The following is an 18,037-nucleotide window of genomic DNA, read 5'->3' as shown; positions in this document are numbered from 1 at the left end:
GGTGATCTGGAATTTGCTTTAATTGCTCTATGAGAACCATGGGCTGAGGGGCAAAATAACATCTCAATCCATCCTCATTTTTCTTCGCTGGTATGAAACCACCCTGCTTTCTAAGGGGGGCTAGGGGGGATCCACCCCAGGTACTAAGCAGCCCAGAAACTTAGGTACACACATTGTGCTTTCATGCCACAAGTCCTTGGGGATCCCCCTAAATCCCCCTTAGAAAGGGGGACTTTGATTCCGGTTCCCCTCTAGCGGCAAGGCGTTCCTGGGAATCCTAAAAACACTGGAAGGTTGACGTTTTGGAGAAGGTGGTTTGACGGTAATTACCCTGGCTACAGTCCCAAGTCCTGGGCGGATTGTCTATGTGCGGTCGCGGCAGTTTTTGGTAGAGGAGGTGATCTCATCCCCGGTGGCGGGGGGCGATACCCTGGTGCGGCTGGCTTGCCTGGAGGACGATGCCCAGGGAGAACCCCTAGAGGTGTTTTGGGAGCGGGAGATTGACGCTCGGTTGATGGAGGCGTCTTCCTGGGCAACGGTGGCCCACAAGGGGTTTGACGATGCCCGCTATTTTTCGGCCTACCTCCATGCCCTGCGCTGGAACTGTGTGACTTCCACGGAGCCGAAGCTGTTTCAAGCCCCTTACCGGGCGGGGATTGAGGTGAAGGCGTACCAGCTTGAGCCACTGCGAAAGGCGCTGCGGATGCCGAGGGTGAATCTGTTTATTGCCGACGATGTGGGCCTAGGCAAAACCATCGAGGCGGGGCTGATTCTGCGCGAAATGCTGATGCGGCAGAAGATTAAGCGGGTGGTGATTTCCTGTCCGCCCTCGGTGGTGCGCCAGTGGCAGGAGGAAATGGAGAGCCGCTTTGGCCTCACCTTTACGGTGTTTGACCGGGAGTTTGTGGCCACCAAACGGCGGCAGCGGGGCTATGGCATCAACCCCTGGAAAACCCACAACCGCTTCATTATTTCCCATGCCCTGCTGCGGGATGAGACCTATGCGGCCCCCCTGCGGGACTGGCTGGGCGAATTTGCCCCCGGCTCTCTGATGATTTTGGACGAGGCCCACAATGCCGCCCCGGCCAGTGCGTCCCGGTACGCGGTGGATTCGCAATTAACAAAGGTCGTTCGCGATTTGGCCCCTCGGTTCGAGCATCGGCTGTTTTTGTCGGCCACGCCCCACAATGGCCATTCCAACAGTTTTGCGGCTTTGCTAGAGATCCTCGATCCCCAGCGGTTTTGTCGGGGGGTGCCCGTGCGTAGCAAGAAGCTGCTGGATGCGGTGATGGTGCGACGGCTGAAGCAAGACCTGCGAGAAATTAACGAGCCAGACTTTCCCAAACGGGAGGTGATTCCGGTGGTGATCGATCACCTGCCGGAGGATGCGCCGGAGCTACGGCTGGCCCAGTTGTTGCAAACCTATCGCCAGCGCCGAGAACAACGGCTCAAGGATGCTCCCCGTTCCACCCAAACCGCCGCCCTGCTGGTGTTGACGAATCTGCAAAAGCGGCTGCTGTCGTCCATCGAAGCCTTTGCCCGTACCCTCAGCGTCCATCGGCGGGCGATGGAAAAGCAGGCCCAGCGGCAGAGCGCTCTTCAGGGTAGCCTGTCCCTCTTACAAGAAAGCCCTGGGGCCGACGACGACCGCGCCGACCTCTCCGAAGACGAGGTGCGGTTAGAGGAAGATCGGCAGATGGAACGGGCGACCTACGCCGCTGGAGACCCCCTCTCCTCCGAAGAACTGGCCCTGCTGGAGGAAATGACCCAACTGGCGGAGCAAGCCCGCCGCCAGCCCGACAGCCGCATCAAGGCTTTGGCCACCTGGATTCGCCAAAACCTCTGCCCAGACCTGGGTCAGCCCGGAGCCAAGTGGCTAAATCGGCGGGTGCTGATTTTTACGGAATACGCCGACACCAAGCGCTACCTAGAGCAGCAGCTTAAGACCCTAATCGCCGGGTCAACCCAGGAGGATGACCGCATTGGCACCTTCCACGGGGGCATGGGGGATGAGCGACGAGAGGAGATTAAATCCGCCTTCAATGCCGACCCGGCCCACAACCCCCTGCGGATTCTGATCGCCACCGACGCCGCACGGGAGGGGGTGAACCTGCAAAACTTCTGTGCCGACCTGTTCCACTTCGATGTGCCCTGGAACCCCAGCCGCATGGAGCAGCGCAACGGACGCATTGACCGCAAGCTGCAACGGTCGTCCATTGTTCGCTGTCACTATTTTGTGTTGCCCCAGCGACCCGAAGACCGGGTACTGGATGTGCTAGTGAAAAAGACCCAGCGCATCCAAGAGGAACTGGGTAGCCTGTCGCCCGTGGTGGAAAAGAACGTGACCCAACTGCTGGAGCAGGGCATTCGGGCCGAGCAAACCGACCACCTGCGCCAATCCATTGACCAGGCCGACCAGGCCGACTCTGCTGGACGCAGCAGCGCCATCAAAGAAGAGCTAGAGGCCATCCGCCTGCGCCAAGACAAACTGCGCCAGCAGCAGGTGGAACTGGAGGGCATGTTGCGCGACTCCAAGACCTGGCTGGGGCTGAGCGATCGCCATTTTCGCGATGCGCTGACGGTGTCGTTGGAAATCATGGGCGCACCGGGGCTTAGCCCCCTCTCGGCGGAAGAGGCCGTGGATAACGAAGATCGCAGCCGATGGCAGGTGCCCGCCCTCGATCAACGGGCTGGGGCCGACCCCACCTGGGCCACCACCCTCGATACCCTACGCACCCCCCGCCAGCGTGGCCAAAAGCTCTGGGAGTGGCGCAAAGAGGCCCCCATTCGCCCGGTGGTGTTTCGAGATCCGGGATCTTTGGATGGCGAGGTCGTCCACCTGCACCTCGAACACCGCATGGTGCAGCGGCTCTTGGGACGGTTCCTGTCCCAGGGCTTTCTGCATGACGAGCTGACGCGGGCCTGTGTGTGCCGTACCGATGACCCGGTGCCCAGGGTGCTGATCTTGGGGCGGCTGTCGCTCTATGGGGAACGGGCGGCGCGGCTGCACGATGAAATCGTGACGGTGGCGGCGGAATGGCTCGACCCGGAGGCCAGGGGCCGGGGCAAACTGCGACCGCTAACGGAGGGCGAAAAGAAGGATGTGATGCAGATTTTGGAGGAATCCCTCGCGAATCGGCGGCTGCAAGCGGTGCCGGAAACGCTGATGGATCGGCTGAAGGGTTATGTGGGCGGCGATGTGGAGGACTTGTTGCCCCATCTGGAACGACGGTCGCAGCAGTTGACCGAAAGCGCCAAACGCAAGCTCACCCAACGGGGCGAACGGGAAGCGGTGGAAATGAAAACCCTGCTGGAGGAGCAGCGAGATCGCATTTTGCAACAGGCTCAACAACAGGAGAATCGACAACTAAACCTGTTTAACCGCGATGAGCTACGTCAGCTTGAGGCGGATCGCCGCCATTGGGAACGACGGCTGATTGAGTTGGAGCAGGAGATGGTGACGGAACCAGAGCGGATTCAGCAAACCTATCAGGTGAAGGCTGAACGCATTGAACCCGTGGGGATTGTGTATTTGTGGCCCGTGTCCAGCTAGGAGGTGTGCTATACCCGCAGTCAAGCCCTTGTTGTGAAGGAGAACGCGATGAAAACGAATGTAGAACTCGATGATGCCCTGGTGGCTGAGGCGTTTCGGCTAACGGCTGTTCATACCGAAACGGAACTGCTGAATCTGGCCTTGCAAGCGCTCATCAAGGCCCAAAAGAAACGCAACCTTTTGGACTTGAGTAGTCAAATTCAGTTTGATCCTGATTTTGCCCCTGCGGCCCTGCGCCAAGATCGCACCTTTAATCCTGCCTAATCCTTTGTCCTATGCCCACCACCGATCTCGACATCCTCAGACACCAAGAATGGCTCGGCCTGCTGCAACCCGTGGGTCTAGTGGTATCGCCGCCTGCGTTAGTTAAGGCCCAGGCGGTGATTGATAGCGCCAAGTTGGTAGACCTGCAAGATCGGTTGCGGGAGGTGGTATCTACGGAGCCGATTTCCCATCACAAGGATGACAAGATTGCCTGGATCGAGAACTTTCCGGCCTTTACGGAAAAGGTGCTGGAATGGGTGCCCGAAGACCTGGTGCTTGCGGAGGATTTGCCGGACAAGTTTTCGGCGGTGCTGCCCAGCTATGGCGAAACCCTGCGGCCCACCTATGGGGTGAAGGATCCTGACAGTGGCGAGTGGGTGTTATTGATTCAGGTGTTGGCCCCTGGGATACCGATGGATGAGGATAATCCGGCGGGGGCGACGGGCTGGAAGGCGAGTTTTCAGGCCAAGTTTGAGCGGTTGCTGCGGGAGGTGGGCATTCCGGCGGGGCTGTTGGTGAATGGTACAGAGCTGCGGCTGGTGTATGCCCCCAGTGGCGAGTCGTCGGGCTATCTGACGTTTCCGGTGCAGGCCATGGTGGAGGTGCCGGGGCGGCTGATTTTGGGGGCGCTAGATTTGCTGATTGGGGCAGATCGTCTGTTTAATGTGCCCGAAAACCAGCGGTTGAACCGTCTGCTGGCCGACAGCCGCAGCTACCAAGCGGAGGTTTCTACTAAGCTGGCTAGCCAGGTGCTCGATGCCCTCTGGGAACTGCTGCGGGGTTTCCAGGCGGCAGATGCAGCGACTAATGGCAAACTTTTGGGTTTGACCTCACCCCCTAGCCCCCTCTCCACTCGTGGAGAGGGGGAACCGGAACACTCTCCAACTCCCCCCTCTCCATTCCATGGAGAGGGGGGCCGGGGGGGTGAGGTCTACGGTGGCCTGATCACCACGCTGATGCGCCTAGTGTTTTTGCTCTATGCGGAGGAGGAGGGGTTAATTCCCAACCGTACGGAGGAAGACGAGACGGATATTTACCAGCGGCACTATGCCGTGGCGGGGCTGTACGAGAAGCTGCGCGAAGATGCCAGCAACTATCCCGACACGATGGATCAGCGGTATGGGGCTTGGGCCTGGTTGTTGAGTTTGTTTCGGCTGGTGTACGACGGGGGCGGTGCGAGGGAGGACTATCTTCCGGCCCGCCGTGGCCAGTTGTTCGACCCGGATATTCATCCCTTTTTGGAGGGACGCCCCAGGGGTAGCCACTATGTCACCTATGGCCGGGTGGATGCGCCCAGGGTGGCCGATGGCGTGATCTATCGCATTTTGGATAAGCTGCTGACCCTCGATGGTGAGCGGCTATCTTATCGGGCGCTGGATGTGGAGCAAATTGGCTCGGTCTATGAGGCGATCATGGGCTACGAGGTGGAGGTGGCCGAGGGGCTGTCCATTGCCCTGCGGCCCAAGGATGTGGTGATCAACGTGGAAACGCTGCTAGCCGAGAAGCCCACCAATCGCGCCAAGGTGTTGCAAGACTGGGCCGAATGCAAGCTCACGGGCAAGGGGGCCACCGCCCTGAAGGAGGCCAAAACCATAGACGACCTCCTCGCCGCCCTGGGGAGTCGAATTTCGTCGCGGACGCCGAACCTGGTGCCCCCCGGTGGTCTCTACCTGCAACCGGGAGAGGAACGCCGCCGCACCGGATCTCACTACACGCCCCGCAAGCTCACCCAGCCGATTGTCGAAACTACCCTGCGCCCCATTTTCGAGCAACTGGGCGACCACCCCACCCCAGAGCAGATCCTCGATCTCAAGGTGTGCGACCTGGCGATGGGTTCGGCGGCGTTTTTGGTGGAGGCCTGTCGGCAACTGGCCTCCAAGCTCGTTGAGGCGTGGGATTATCATGGCTACCCAACCTCACTGACCTCACTCCCTAGCCCCGGATTGACCTCACCCCCTAGCCCCCTCTCCATGTATGGAGAGGGGGGACAAGAAGGGGAGGAACCGTCAGGTTCCGAAAGCCCCTCTCCCTTGGGGAGAGGGGTTGGGGTGAGGGCCACAGATCTAACCTCACCCCCTAGCCCCCTCTCCACGAGTGGAGAGGGGGGACAAGAACCGGAAAATTCTCTAACTCCCCCCTCTCCATGGCATGGAGAGGGGGGCCGGGGGGGTGAGGTTCCCGGCTACATCTACGCGCTATGTCGCGAACTGAGGAAGGAACAGACCAGCGCCGAAGGGCTACTTTGGGCCGCTTTACGCAATCGACAGTTGGAAGGACTCAAATTCCGCAGGCAGCACCCCCTGGGACGCTACATCGCCGACTTCTACTGTGCAGAACGTCGCCTAGTCATCGAACTTGATGGCGCTGTTCATGATTTGCCCGACCAGCAAGAATACGACCGCATCCGCGAAGACATCATCCGCGCCCAAAACCTCACGGTTCTGCGCTTCCGAAATGAGGCCGTAGAAACTGACCTCGAAGGCGTTTTATTCGGGATTTATCAAGCGGTTGTAGGTGAGATGACCTCACCCCCTAGCCCCGGATTGACCTCACCCCCTAGCCCCCTCTCCATGAATGGAGAGGGGGAACAAGAAAATCCTCTTCCTCCCCCCTCTCCACACAGTGGAGAGGGGGGCCGGGGGGGTGAGGTCGATCCCCTTCGCTATGCCCGTCGTTTGGTGGCCCAGCGCTGTCTCTATGGGGTAGACAAAAACCCCTTTGCGGTGAACCTGGCCAAGTTGTCGCTGTGGTTGGTGACGCTGTCGAAGGATCAGCCCTTTACCTTTGTGGATCATGCCCTCAAGTGTGGCGATTCGTTGGTGGGGCTAACGCGCTCGGAAATTGGCGCATTTGTGGGCCAAACGCAGCTCACGTTGTTTGGGGGCAAGGTGCGAGATCGGGTGCTGGATGTGCAGGCCAAACGGCTGGCGATTCAGGGAACCGATTCGGTGGATGATGCCGCAGACGACCGCAAACGGCAGGAACTTCGAGAAATTGACGACATTTTAGACACCATTCGCAAGGCGGCAGACCTGTCGATTGTGGCCTTTTTTGATGGCAAATCGGCCAAAGACCGCAACCGCCTCGCCGAAGACTACAAAGCCCTCTTGGCCCAAGGCACCAACGACTATCTCACCCAAATTTCCAACCAACTGCGCCACCGAGAACACCCCATCACCCCCTTTAACTGGGAAATTGAATTTCCAGAGGTGTTTGACCGCAAAAATCCGGGGTTTGATGCCATCGTGGGAAATCCGCCCTTTGCTGGAAAAAACACCATCATCAACGGCAACCCCGAAGGCTATGTAGACTGGCTCAAAATCGTCCATCCCGAAAGCCACGGTAACGCCGATTTGGTGGCCCATTTCTTCCGCCGAGCCTTTACGATTACCCGCCAAGGGGGAGCCTTTGGCCTCATTGCCACCAACACCATTGCCCAAGGAGACACCCGCAGCACGGGCCTACGATACATCTGTAATCATGGAGGCATCATTTACAACGCCACCCGTCGTTATCGATGGCCGGGAGTGGCGGCGGTGGTGGTGAGTTTGGTACATATTTGGAAGCAATTTAACAATCTGGAGGATGCCCCATGAATCGACAAGAATTATTGCAGCGAATTTCTGTAAACCCGAATATCTGCTTTGGTAAGCCCTGTATTAAAGGACATCGCATTTGGGTGTCGCTGATTTTAGACTTTATGGCCAGCGGCATGACGATTTCAGAAATTTTGGAGGAATATCCACAGTTAACCTTAGAAGACATTTTGGCTTGTCTAGCCTATGGGGCAGAAATGGCACGGGAGCGTTTTGTTGATGTATCTATTGAATCGGTCGCATGAAGTTCAAGCTAGATGAAAATATTGGCTATCGAGGACAAGACCTGTTGCGTCGGGCCGGATATGACGTGGCCACGATTGTTGAGCAAAACTTGATTGGTGCCCCCGATACTGAAGTCATTTCTGTATGCCAAGAGGAGCAACGATGTTTAGTAACGCTAGATCTGGATTTTAGTAACCCGCTGCAATTCAAGCCATCCCGCTATAGCGGGATGGCCGTTTTGCGATTACCTAAACAGCCCAGTTATCCCGATTTATTAGAGGCTATGCAAACGCTGGTGAATGCCCTAAAAACGATGGACATTACCGGAAAACTATGGATTATTCAAAAAGGTACTGTTCGCATTTATCAAGAAGAATCTGAACCATGAGCCACGCCCAACTTCCTCCTAATGTACCGATTTTGCTGGATGGCCGTCCGGCAGAAAAAATTACGGCGTTTTTGTTTGGCAAGGGCGGCAATGACGACCCCAAGGTGCTTTTGGCGAATAAAAACAAAAGCTTTCAGGGCAGCATTGTATTAGGGATGGGCTTTACCTTTGATGACACTAACCCAGAAGCTACCCCTATTGCAGAAATGCATCGCCTGATTGAAAAAGATCCTCGCAATACCGAGCGGATTTTCCCTTATATTGGCGGTGAGGAGGTGAATAGTAGCCCTACCCATGCTTATCATCGGTATGTGATTGATTTCTTTGATAGAAGTGAAGAAGAAGCCTGGGAATGGCCGAATTTAATGCAGATTGTCAAAGATAAGGTTAAGCCAATTCGTGACGAACAAAAGCGAGATGCCTTAAGAGAGCGTTGGTGGCAATATGCAGAAAAAAGACCAGGATTAGTGAAGGCAATTGCGGAGTGTGAGCGGGTTTTGGTTTCAGCCTGTGGAGCATCGAAATGGTTTTCGCCTACGTTCATTCCTGCAAATTGTGTTTTTTCTCATGCTTTGGCTATCTTTGCCTTTGAAGATTACTCAGCTTTCTGTGTTCTTCAATCTCGACTTCATGATGTCTGGGCACGTTTTCTAGGTTCATCTATGAAAGATGACCTTCGTTACACACCCTCAGACTGCTTTGAAACTTTCCCTTTTCCAGAGTTCACCTCACCCCCTAGCCCCCTCTCCACTCGTGGAGAGGGGGGACAAGAAAGGGAGGAACCGCCAGGTTCCGAAAGCCCCTCTCCCGGTGGGAGAGGGGTTGGGGTGAGGGCCACAATCCTTACCTCACCCCCTAGCCCCCTCTCCACTCGTGGAGAGGGGGAACAAGAAAATCCTCCAACTCCCCCCTCTCCACCATGTGGAGAGGGGGGCCGGGGGGGTGAGGTCGAAGCCATCGGCAAAACCTACTACGAATACCGCGCCGACCTCATGGTTCGCAACAACCAGGGCCTCACCGACACCTACAACCGCTTCCACGACCCCAACGAAACCCACCCCGACATCCTCAAACTCCGCGAACTCCACCACCAAATGGATCGCGCCGTCCTCGCCGCCTACGGTTGGCAAGACATCGACACCCCCTGCGGCTTCGCCCTCGACTACCTCGACACCGACCCCGACGACCTCCCAGCCCCCGCCGCCGAACGCATTGCCACAGGCGACCTCTTCTTTCCCACCGCCGCCGAAGCCGCCGCCTTTGGTGCCCTCATCAGCACCGGAAAACGCAAACTTCCCTGGCGCTACAAATGGCCCGAAGCCACCCACGACGAAGTCCTCGCCCGGCTGCTCGACCTCAACCAACAACGCCATCTAGAAGAAATCCGAGGCCACAAAGCCGCCGAGGGAGACAAGGCAAACGGAAAAATTCAAAAGGCAAAAGGTAAAAGCACAATCCAAACCCCATCAGACTCCGACACCCCCACCATCCCCGGACTGGAGCTATAACCCCATGAACAACGCCCCCATCGTTCTACCCCAACCCCTCCAAGACAGCCTAGAAACCCTCGCCCAACAACAAAACCGCCCCGTCCAAGACATCGTCCAAGACGCCATCGCCCTCTACATCGCCACCCTCCACCGCCTCCAATCCAGAGCCATGACCATGCCCCAGTCAGACCAACATCCCCCCCACCCATGACCCCCTGGCCCACCCTTCGGGAAGCAAGCTACACCCCCAACCCCTCTCCCAATTTGGGAGAGGGGAGCCGGAAAAAACACCTAGGAGAACATCATGCCCAACTTAGAACAACTCCAACAAGACTTCCAATCCTTACCCGAAGAAGCCCAAAACCTTCTAATCAACTATATGGAAACCTTAAAACAGCAATACCTCAAACCCGACACCCCAAGCCCCGAATCAACCACCAGCCCATACCAAAAATTCAAAGAAAGCGGCTTCATCGGCTGCGTCTCCATCGAAGAAAACCTATCCACCACCTACAAACAAGTCCTCTCAGAAAAATGGGTTGGACAGAAGACGAAACCTAAATCAATAGGCATCAGCAAGAGTGAATATTCCGATCTATCGGAACGAGTAGATGATCTGCTTTGGCAAGAGTGAGGAAAATTTTAGCTGACATCATATCTGGTTGGTGCATTGCTTTGCGAATGCACCCTACGAAATCTACAAAAAACCATGAATAACCCAGCCCTACTAAACCGAATTTCTATCGATCCCAACATCTGCTTTGGCAAACCCTGTATTAAAGGTCATCGCATTTGGGTATCGCTCATCGTAGACCTCATCGCCAGCGGCACAACCATCCCAGAAATCCTACAAGACTACCCCCAACTCACCCAAGAAGATATCCTCGCCTGCCTCGCCTACGGAGAACAAAACACCCCATGAACCCCACCACCAACCCTAATCTTCAAACCCTTATCCAAACCCAAAAAGCCGAAATTCTCGCCATTGCCGCCCGTCATGGAGCTTACAATATCCGCCTTTTCGGCTCCGTCGCCCGCAACGAAGACCACGACAACAGCGACATCGACTTTCTCGTAGATTACGACCCCACCCAACGTAGCCCCTGGTTCCCCATGGGTCTCATCCACGACCTAGAAACTCTCCTCAATCGCAAAGTCGACATCGCCACCCCCGCCATGCTAAAAGACCACATCCGCGATCATGTTCTTCAGGAGGCCATCCCTCTATGAGACGCGACAAAGAACGACTACAAGACATTTTGAACGCGATTGCCGCCATTGATCGCTACACCCAACAGGGAAAAGCCGCCTTTGACGAACAAGAGTTAATTCAGGTTTGGGTCATTCATCATCTCCAAATGATCGGTGAAGCCGCCAACGCCCTAACTTCCGACTTAAAAACCAAATATTCCACCATTCCCTGGCCACAAATCATCGGACTAAGAAATTTACTGGTGCATGAATACTTCCGTGTTGATCCTCAGTTTGTTTGGGATATTACTAACCATGATTTAGAACCACTCAAAGTCAGAATTCAAACAATTTTGGAGGATATCTCAAGGCTATAGAGTGCGCATATAACGATGTATTTCATGAATGCCAAATCCTTCGACTTTTTCAGATACACCCATAAAATCCTTCCCCATGAATACCAATTTAGTAGAATCCCTGATTCAAGTCATCGAAACCCTACCCCCAGAAGACTATGTTTTATTTCAAGAACAACTCACCACCCACAGCATTCAAAAAACACCCGGATTCTGTGGTGGCCATGCCCGTATTCGCCATACCCGTATCCCCGTTTGGCAAGTCATTGCCCTCCAAAACCAAGGAGCCAGCGATGATGAAATCCTCCAAACCTTCCCTGGCCTCACCCTCTTTGATCTCGCCATCGCACGGGCCTACTATGCTAGCCATATCGAGGAAATTGATCGTGCCATCGCCAATTCGTAGCCCTCACCCCCAGCCCCTCTCCCATGGGGAGAGGGGAGCCGGAAGTTTTTCAAAGTCCCTCTCCTACGGGGAGAGGGATTTAGGGTGAGGTGAAACCCCGACGCTTTATTACTTAGGATTCTGACGCCATGACTGCCTCCGCCGAAGTTCGTGCCACCCTGGTGGATGCCCTCAACCTCGATTTGGTTGGCCCCACCCCCGACGATGCCGCCCACGCCGAAGAGATTATCCGGCAGGCTCCTTCCAAGTGGTATCTGACCGGGTTTTTGGCCCCCTTTGGCGCACCGTCCGACCTGCGTTCCGACGACGATGCCGACGATGATTTGCCCGAAGAAGTGACGGCTAGCGACGCGGGCGAAGACAGCAAAAACCCCGACAAACCTGCGGCTCGGAAGGCGCTGTTTCCCTCGTCGATGGGGTTGAGCTGCCTGCTCTCGGGCAAAACCACCACCCTGGAGGCCCACGTTTCCTGGGGCGACTACATCCCCCTCGACCCCCCAGAGGAGGAGTCTGAAGAAGGTCAGGGCCAATCTAAGCGCAAGAAAAAATCAGAATATTGGCAGCGGGTGCCCCAGCAGACCATCCTGAGCGTCCCCGTTGAAGAAAGCCCAGAGCCCGTTGCTATCGACATTCCCGGCGGTAGCGGCTTGAATGTGGTGGTGACTTGCCGCCCCGTGCCGGATGACCGTTTCCCCTTCGGCACCAAGGCGATATCGGTGTTTTTGGTCAACTATCGTCAGGTGGCCTCCGGGGAGCGCGATGCCACCTTTGCCTTTCAGACCTGCCTCCGCCTACGCTGCACCGAGGGATTTGTGCCCCGGCCCGACCCTCGCGGCGTCAGCACCGATGACTGGGACGAGGCGGTGGCCGCTCTCCAGTACCGTGATGACTACGAATTTGCCGTGGGCCACAATGTCTCAGCCCTGGCCCTCGATCCCCAGGGCCGCCGCTGCACCGAGGTCTGCACCACCTGGATACCCATCGCTGAGGTGCCCAGGGTGGCCCCCACCGCCCCCAAAGGCGTACAACTCGGCATGGAAGCCCTGGCCTTGGCTGCCGATGCGGCCACCATTCGCGGCATGGTGGGGTCACTGGTGACGGAGTATCGCGCCTGGATTGCCACCCAGCGGGCCATGGCGATGAGCCCCCAGGAGGCCGCTGATGTGGCCCGAAATTTGCTGGATCGCGCCAGTGGAGTCTGCAACCGCATCGAAGCGGGTCTGAAGGCGTTAGAAAACCCCCAGGTGCTAGAGGCGTTTCAGGTGGCCAATCGGGTGATCGCCGCCGCCCGTCGCCGCCAGCTTAGCCAAGAGGAGGGTCAGCCCCCGGAGAGCTTTGCCGAACCCACCTGGCGACCGTTCCAGTTGGCGTTTATTTTGGTCAACCTGGCGGGGTTAGCCGATCCGCGTCATAGGGATCGTGAGGTGGTAGACCTGCTGTTTTTTCCCACCGGGGGCGGCAAAACCGAAGCCTACCTGGGGCTGGCGGCGTTTACCCTGGTGTTGCGGCGGCTCACCCATCCCGGTATCCCGGCGGCGGGCATGAGTGTGCTGATGCGCTATACCCTGCGCCTGCTCACCCTCGACCAGCTAGAGCGGGCCTCGCGGCTAATCTGCGCCCTAGAGCTAGAGCGCCAAAAAGCGCCCGACAAACTGGGCACCTGGCCCTTTGAAATTGGCCTCTGGGTAGGACAGGGGGCCACCCCTAACCGCATGGGCAAACGCGGCGACAAAGATGAGTATTCGGCAAGGGAACGCACCCTGGCCTTTAAGCGCGACAGCAAAAGTAAGCCCTCCCCCATCCCCCTAGAGCGCTGCCCCTGGTGCGGCGAAGGCTTCACCACCAATTCCTTCCAGCTCTTGCCCACCGAAGATGCCCCCAAGACCCTCAAGGTGGCCTGCGTTAACCGGGGCTGCGACTTCCGTAGCCGCAACCCCCTACCGATTCTGGCGGTGGATGAGCCGATCTACCGTCGTCTGCCCTGCTTCATCATCGCCACGGTGGATAAGTTTGCGGCCCTGCCCTGGGTGGGCCAAACGGGGGCCTTGTTTGGTCGCGTCACCCACTATCAAGAGGGCGACGGCTTCTACAGCCCTGGGGATCCCACCATCGCGGGTCGCCCCTTGGAGGGCTATCTGCCCCCGCCAGACCTGATCATTCAGGACGAGCTACACCTGATCTCTGGCCCCCTAGGCACCATGGTGGGGCTGTACGAAACCGCGATTGATACCCTGTGCAGTCGCGAAGTGGATGGCCACACTATCCGCCCCAAGGTGATTGCCTCTACGGCCACGGTGCGGAGAGCCAGCCGCCAGATTCAGGCCATCTTTGGCCGTCACCATGTGGATATCTTTCCGCCCCCTGGCCCCAATCGCCACGATTCCTTCTTTGCCAAAACCGATTTTGCCAGTCCCGGTAGGCTCTATGTGGGGGTCGCCGCCCAGGGCCGCAGCCTGAAGGTGATTTTGCTGCGGGTGTATTTGGCGCTGCTGGCCGCTGCCCAAAAACAGTGGGAGGAAGCCGGGGGTAAACGCAACAAAGACAACCCCGCCGACCCCTACATGACCCTAATGGGCTACTTCAACTCCCTGCGGGAACTGGGGGGCAGCCGCCGCATTGTAGAAGATGAGGTGAACTCGCGCCTGACCCAGTACAGCGACCGACTGCGGCAGGGCGAACCCATCGGCCCCTTCTGTAGTCGCAAAATTGACGAAATGCCGGAGGAACTGACCTCGCGGGTGAGTACCCATAAAATCGCCAACACCAAGCGCCGCCTCTCCACGCCGTTCCACGAAAACGACCGGGTCGATGTGGCCCTGGCCACCAACATGATTTCCGTCGGCCTCGACATCGTGCGCCTGGGCCTGATGGTGGTGTTGGGACAACCCAAAACCGCCGCCGAGTACATCCAGGCCACCAGCCGGGTGGGTCGCGCCCAGAATAAGCCCGGTTTGGTGGTGACGCTGATGAACCTTCACCGCCCCCGGGATCGATCCCACTACGAGCGGTTTCAGAGCTGGCACAACAGCTTCTACCGGGCGGTGGAAGCGACCAGCGTTACCCCCTTCTCTCCCCGTGCCCTGGATCGGGGGTTGGCCGGGGTCACCGTTGCGCTGGCTCGATTGGGCGTACCCGAGATGACCCGTCCGATGGGAGCCTCTAACCTCACCGACCAACGGGCGGCGGTGGAGGCCGTAGTCAGCGCCATTGCCCGTCGGGCCGAGGGCCATAGTCCTGGTATGGATGGCGAAACGGCCAATGACCTGCGGGTGAGGGTGCGTGCCCAAGTCACCGATCTGCTCGACACCTGGGAGCGGATTTTGACCCGCGAAACCCGGCTGCAATACCAAAAAGAGGCCGACCTGGCCCCCGCTCTGCTGGTCGATGCCCTGGACATGGCCGCCGAGAAACGCCCTGCCGATGAGCAAAAGTTCAAAACCCAGCGCAGCCTGCGCGATGTAGAAGCCACCGTCAACCTGTGGATTCGAGACCCGCACACCATGGAAGATGTAGCCGGAGACGACGAATGAGCCAACCCAACAAGACTGCCAATAAGGCCAAAAAAGCCAGCGGCGAACTGCGCCAGAGCCAGATGCTCACCACCTTCGGCCCCGGATCGATGGTCGATCTGCCCGCCCGGTCAGTGATTATCTCGGGCCTGAGCTACTGGAAGGGGGACAAGCCCTACATCCGAGAAGACCGCCTCAAGTACAAGGTGGCCAAAAGCCTCGATCTACCCGATGGCCACGACATCAAGCTCTTTGGCCCGCCCAGCAAAACCAGCGACCCCAAAGCGCCCCTCAGCGGCGTGGATGCCCTGGTGTTTCCCACCTGGTTTCTGGCCCAGATCGACCGCACCCTTGATCGGGCGGGCAAAACCTACCGCACCCGACCCCTCATTTCCTGGAGCACCGTGAAGGGAGGAGCCCGGTTTGAGGGCAAGTCTGTGCAGGCGGTGCCCGTGCGGTTTGTGCAGGCTTGCACCCATGGCCACCTCAGCGACATTAACTGGAACGCCTTTGTCCACAACGACTTCCAGGCCAAGTGCCGGGGGCAGCTTTGGCTGGATGAGGCCGGGTCTGGCAACGACTTTGAGGAAATCTTTGTGCGTTGCGAACAGTGCGGCAGCCTACGCCCCCTCTCCCAGGCCAAAGTTACCGACTCTAAGGTGCTGGGAGCCTGTGAAGGCCACCGCCCCTGGCTCGGCCCCCGAGGCAAAGAATCCTGCCGCCGCCACCGCATCGACGATACTGGCGAAATTATTGCCACCGACCAGCCTGAGTACAATCGACTGCTGGTGCGATCCGCCAGCAATGCCTACTTCAGCCAAATCCTCAGCGTCATCTCCATGCCCGACCAGGATGCGGCCCTGAAGCAGGCCGTAGATCGCTTCTATGAAGAAGACCTGCAATACACCGAAGACCTAGCCGATGTTACCAAAGAGCTACGGAAGGCCAAATTTGCCGACTTGGTGGAGTTTGGGGCCGAGGCCGTCTGGGCCGAAATTCAACGCCGCAAAGACGATCTTGCCGCCCCCGACAAAAGCATTAAACAGGTGGAACTGGAAGCCCTGCTGGCCTGCCCCGACGAACGGGGGAGAGAAGCCCCCGCCAGCGACCAGATCTTTGAGGGGTATACCCGCAACCCCAGTTTGCTGGCACCTAAGTGGCAGCCCTTCATCGATAAAGTTGTTCTGGTACATCGCCTGCGGGAGGTGCTGGCCCTGATTGGCTTCACCCGCTTCGAGGCCGCCCAAACCAACATTGACGGCGAAATCGACGACCTCGCCATTGGCGTCCGTCGGGCCGCGCTGGATTTTGAACCCACCTGGTTCCCGGCCATTGAAAATCTGGGGGAGGGGGTGTTCATTGGCTTCCAAAAAGAACAGGTTGAACGCTGGCTGCAACGGCAAGCCGTGATTGACCGAGCCAAGCTTCTCAATCGGGGCTTTAGTCAATGGGCCGAGAACCGGGGTATCCCCCAAGACAAAGCCACCTTCCCCGGCGAAGCCTACATCATGCTCCATTCCCTCTCCCACCTGCTAATCACCGCCGTCTCCCTAGAATGTGGCTATGCCTCTAGCGCCATCCGCGAACGCATCTATGCCTTCCCCGACATCGGCTACGGCATTCTGCTCCACACGGGTACCTCCGGCTCAGAAGGTACTCTGGGCGGTCTGGTCGAGGTCGGTAGACGCATTGAATACCACCTCAGCAAGGCGCTAGAGCAAGGGCGGCTCTGCTCCAACGACCCGGTCTGTGCCCAGCACAAGCCCGACAGCGTCCAGGAAGACCGCTTTCTGCAAGGAGCCGCCTGCCACGGTTGCCTACTGATTGCCGAAACCTCCTGCGAACGGCGCAACGAAATGCTGGATCGCGCCCTGGTCACCAGTACCGTTGAAAGGCTGGGGGCCGAGTTCTTTCCCGATGAGGTGTTCTGATGTCTCCTCTGGTGCAGATCAGTCGCCCCGCCCTCGTGGGCATGGCCGAGGCTCTAGAGGCAGGCAGACTCAGCCTTCCGGTTTCCACGGTCTCTCTGTGGGCCTACGTGCCTGAACCCGATTTAGTCGCTGTCGTTCAGGAAATCAACCACCTGCACCAGCAGGGCATGGCCCCCAGACCCCTGGCCTACCTGCTCACGGTGCTGGCCGAAGAGCGGGCTACATCCCAAGCCAAACAAGACCTAGTCGATCTGGTGTGGACGGGGCCAGAAGTCCCCGGCACCGAAAGCCGAGACACGGGCATTGTGGTGCGCGAACTGTTTAGCAGCGCCCAACATAGCGTGCTGATCTCCAGCTTTGCCATCGATCAGGGCGCTAAAGGCTACGATCTCTTTCGCCCCCTGGCCCAGCGCATGGAGGCCAATCCCGACCTTCAGGTCAGAATGTTCCTCAACGTCAAACGCAAGTACCAAGACCGCACCCCAGCCTCCATCCTGCTGCGACAGTTCGCCGAAACCTTTCGCTACCATGTCTGGCCCGGACAACGCCTACCCGAAGTGTTCCACGACCCCCGCACCATGCTCATGACCGCCGAGTCCAACGCCTGCCTCCATGCCAAATGCGTGGTGGTTGATGAGGAGCGGTTACTGATCACCTCCGCCAACTTCACTGAAGCGGCCCACGAACGCAACATCGAGGCTGGGGTACTGATGCGTGATCGCGTCGTTGCCCGCGCCATTCGCTCCCAGTTTGAAATGCTAGTCAGCCGTGGTCTACTCCAACGTATTCCGGGACTCTGAGGCATCGAACCTAGATTGAAGAAAGTGAAGCCGTTATTTTCACTGGGGCAGAGGGGCGGCACAGCATGTCGAAGGCCTGAAGCTGAGACTTTGGGTGTAATTCGGGTGTAAGCTCACAACCCGAACCCTGTCATAACCTGAGTTCGGGATAAGCCAAAGGCTTCAATCGCTAGAAACCCGCTTCTGGCAACGACGCTGGCCCTCACCCTAAATCCCTCTCCCCAAGGGAGAGGGACTTTGAAGCTCTAGCTCCCCCTCTCCCCGTGGGAGAGGGGGCGGGGGGGTGAGGGCTTCCGGGGCATCGGACTACTGAGCTTAACCCGAACTG

General features: G+C 57.9%; 15 protein-coding genes. All 15 read left to right on the top strand.

All coding sequences use genetic code 11. The features are described 5' to 3' along the window. Positions 1 to 316 precede the first annotated feature (316 nt). The 15 genes from drmD (at position 317) to drmC (ending at position 17,709) form a co-directional block, all read left to right on the top strand. Positions 317 to 3,553 (top strand): DISARM system SNF2-like helicase DrmD, encoded by a 3,237-nt coding sequence (drmD, locus tag H6G62_RS01620; protein ID WP_242051777.1) that lies wholly within the window; start codon positions 317 to 319, stop codon positions 3,551 to 3,553. Between the two features lie 48 nt (positions 3,554 to 3,601). Beyond that, the gene (locus H6G62_RS01615; RefSeq protein ID WP_190492357.1) at positions 3,602 to 3,817 is read left to right on the top strand and encodes a type II toxin-antitoxin system VapB family antitoxin; all 216 of its coding nucleotides are present in this window, start codon (positions 3,602 to 3,604) and stop codon (positions 3,815 to 3,817) included. An 11-nt stretch (positions 3,818 to 3,828) separates the two neighbouring features. Next, entirely contained in the window at positions 3,829 to 7,413 is a 3,585-nt protein-coding gene (locus tag H6G62_RS27615; RefSeq protein ID WP_190492356.1) for an endonuclease domain-containing protein, read from the top strand. Continuing rightward, positions 7,410 to 7,658, top strand: a complete 249-nt coding sequence (locus H6G62_RS01605; RefSeq protein WP_190492355.1) for a DUF433 domain-containing protein — start codon at positions 7,410 to 7,412, stop codon at positions 7,656 to 7,658. Before H6G62_RS27615 ends, H6G62_RS01605 begins: the two co-directional genes overlap by 4 nt. Beyond that, positions 7,655 to 8,026: a DUF5615 family PIN-like protein gene (locus H6G62_RS01600; RefSeq protein ID WP_190492354.1), complete on the top strand. Its 372-nt coding sequence runs from the start codon at positions 7,655 to 7,657 to the stop codon at positions 8,024 to 8,026. Before H6G62_RS01605 ends, H6G62_RS01600 begins: the two co-directional genes overlap by 4 nt. Positions 8,027 to 8,853: 827 nt before the next feature. Further along, positions 8,854 to 9,534 (top strand): hypothetical protein, encoded by a 681-nt coding sequence (locus tag H6G62_RS27245; RefSeq protein WP_199324662.1) that lies wholly within the window; start codon positions 8,854 to 8,856, stop codon positions 9,532 to 9,534. A gap of 4 nt (positions 9,535 to 9,538) precedes the next feature. Further along, entirely contained in the window at positions 9,539 to 9,727 is a 189-nt protein-coding gene (locus H6G62_RS01590; protein ID WP_190492353.1) for a hypothetical protein, read from the top strand. Positions 9,728 to 9,820: 93 nt separating this feature from the next. After that, positions 9,821 to 10,150 (top strand): DUF2281 domain-containing protein, encoded by a 330-nt coding sequence (locus H6G62_RS01585; RefSeq protein WP_199324661.1) that lies wholly within the window; start codon positions 9,821 to 9,823, stop codon positions 10,148 to 10,150. Between the two features lie 75 nt (positions 10,151 to 10,225). Further along, entirely contained in the window at positions 10,226 to 10,438 is a 213-nt protein-coding gene (locus H6G62_RS01580; protein ID WP_190492352.1) for a DUF433 domain-containing protein, read from the top strand. After that, entirely contained in the window at positions 10,435 to 10,746 is a 312-nt protein-coding gene (locus H6G62_RS01575; protein WP_190492351.1) for a nucleotidyltransferase family protein, read from the top strand. Before H6G62_RS01580 ends, H6G62_RS01575 begins: the two co-directional genes overlap by 4 nt. Then, the gene (locus H6G62_RS01570) at positions 10,743 to 11,084 is read left to right on the top strand and encodes a HepT-like ribonuclease domain-containing protein (protein ID WP_190492350.1); all 342 of its coding nucleotides are present in this window, start codon (positions 10,743 to 10,745) and stop codon (positions 11,082 to 11,084) included. Before H6G62_RS01575 ends, H6G62_RS01570 begins: the two co-directional genes overlap by 4 nt. A 76-nt stretch (positions 11,085 to 11,160) precedes the next feature. Further along, positions 11,161 to 11,469, top strand: a complete 309-nt coding sequence (locus tag H6G62_RS01565) for a DUF433 domain-containing protein (RefSeq protein WP_190492349.1) — start codon at positions 11,161 to 11,163, stop codon at positions 11,467 to 11,469. Between the two features lie 128 nt (positions 11,470 to 11,597). After that, complete coding sequence (gene drmA / locus H6G62_RS01560; protein WP_190492348.1) at positions 11,598 to 14,999, top strand: DISARM system helicase DrmA; 3,402 nt, start codon at positions 11,598 to 11,600, stop codon at positions 14,997 to 14,999. Further along, positions 14,996 to 16,909, top strand: coding sequence for a DUF1998 domain-containing protein (locus H6G62_RS01555; protein ID WP_190492347.1), 1,914 nt, complete (start codon positions 14,996 to 14,998; stop codon positions 16,907 to 16,909). Before drmA ends, H6G62_RS01555 begins: the two co-directional genes overlap by 4 nt. Next, entirely contained in the window at positions 16,909 to 17,709 is an 801-nt protein-coding gene (drmC, locus tag H6G62_RS01550) for a DISARM system phospholipase D-like protein DrmC (protein ID WP_190492346.1), read from the top strand. Before H6G62_RS01555 ends, drmC begins: the two co-directional genes overlap by 1 nt. Positions 17,710 to 18,037 lie beyond the last annotated feature (328 nt).

The organism is Phormidium sp. FACHB-1136 (genome assembly GCF_014697375.1).
Taxonomy (GTDB): Bacteria; Cyanobacteriota; Cyanobacteriia; order Phormidesmidales; family Phormidesmidaceae; genus Nodosilinea.
Note: the sequence above shows the minus strand (reverse complement) of the source record. Positions and strands in the feature narration are given on the sequence as shown.

Coding starts and splice junctions, on each gene's coding strand:
- H6G62_RS01615 (WP_190492357.1), top strand. CDS start 3,602: ATGAAAACGAATGTAGAACTCGATGATGCCCTGGTGGCTGAGGCGTTT.
- H6G62_RS27615 (WP_190492356.1), top strand. CDS start 3,829: ATGCCCACCACCGATCTCGACATCCTCAGACACCAAGAATGGCTCGGC.
- H6G62_RS01605 (WP_190492355.1), top strand. CDS start 7,410: ATGAATCGACAAGAATTATTGCAGCGAATTTCTGTAAACCCGAATATC.
- H6G62_RS01600 (WP_190492354.1), top strand. CDS start 7,655: ATGAAGTTCAAGCTAGATGAAAATATTGGCTATCGAGGACAAGACCTG.
- H6G62_RS01590 (WP_190492353.1), top strand. CDS start 9,539: ATGAACAACGCCCCCATCGTTCTACCCCAACCCCTCCAAGACAGCCTA.
- H6G62_RS01585 (WP_199324661.1), top strand. CDS start 9,821: ATGCCCAACTTAGAACAACTCCAACAAGACTTCCAATCCTTACCCGAA.
- H6G62_RS01580 (WP_190492352.1), top strand. CDS start 10,226: ATGAATAACCCAGCCCTACTAAACCGAATTTCTATCGATCCCAACATC.
- H6G62_RS01575 (WP_190492351.1), top strand. CDS start 10,435: ATGAACCCCACCACCAACCCTAATCTTCAAACCCTTATCCAAACCCAA.
- H6G62_RS01570 (WP_190492350.1), top strand. CDS start 10,743: ATGAGACGCGACAAAGAACGACTACAAGACATTTTGAACGCGATTGCC.
- H6G62_RS01565 (WP_190492349.1), top strand. CDS start 11,161: ATGAATACCAATTTAGTAGAATCCCTGATTCAAGTCATCGAAACCCTA.
- drmA (WP_190492348.1), top strand. CDS start 11,598: ATGACTGCCTCCGCCGAAGTTCGTGCCACCCTGGTGGATGCCCTCAAC.
- H6G62_RS01555 (WP_190492347.1), top strand. CDS start 14,996: ATGAGCCAACCCAACAAGACTGCCAATAAGGCCAAAAAAGCCAGCGGC.
- drmC (WP_190492346.1), top strand. CDS start 16,909: ATGTCTCCTCTGGTGCAGATCAGTCGCCCCGCCCTCGTGGGCATGGCC.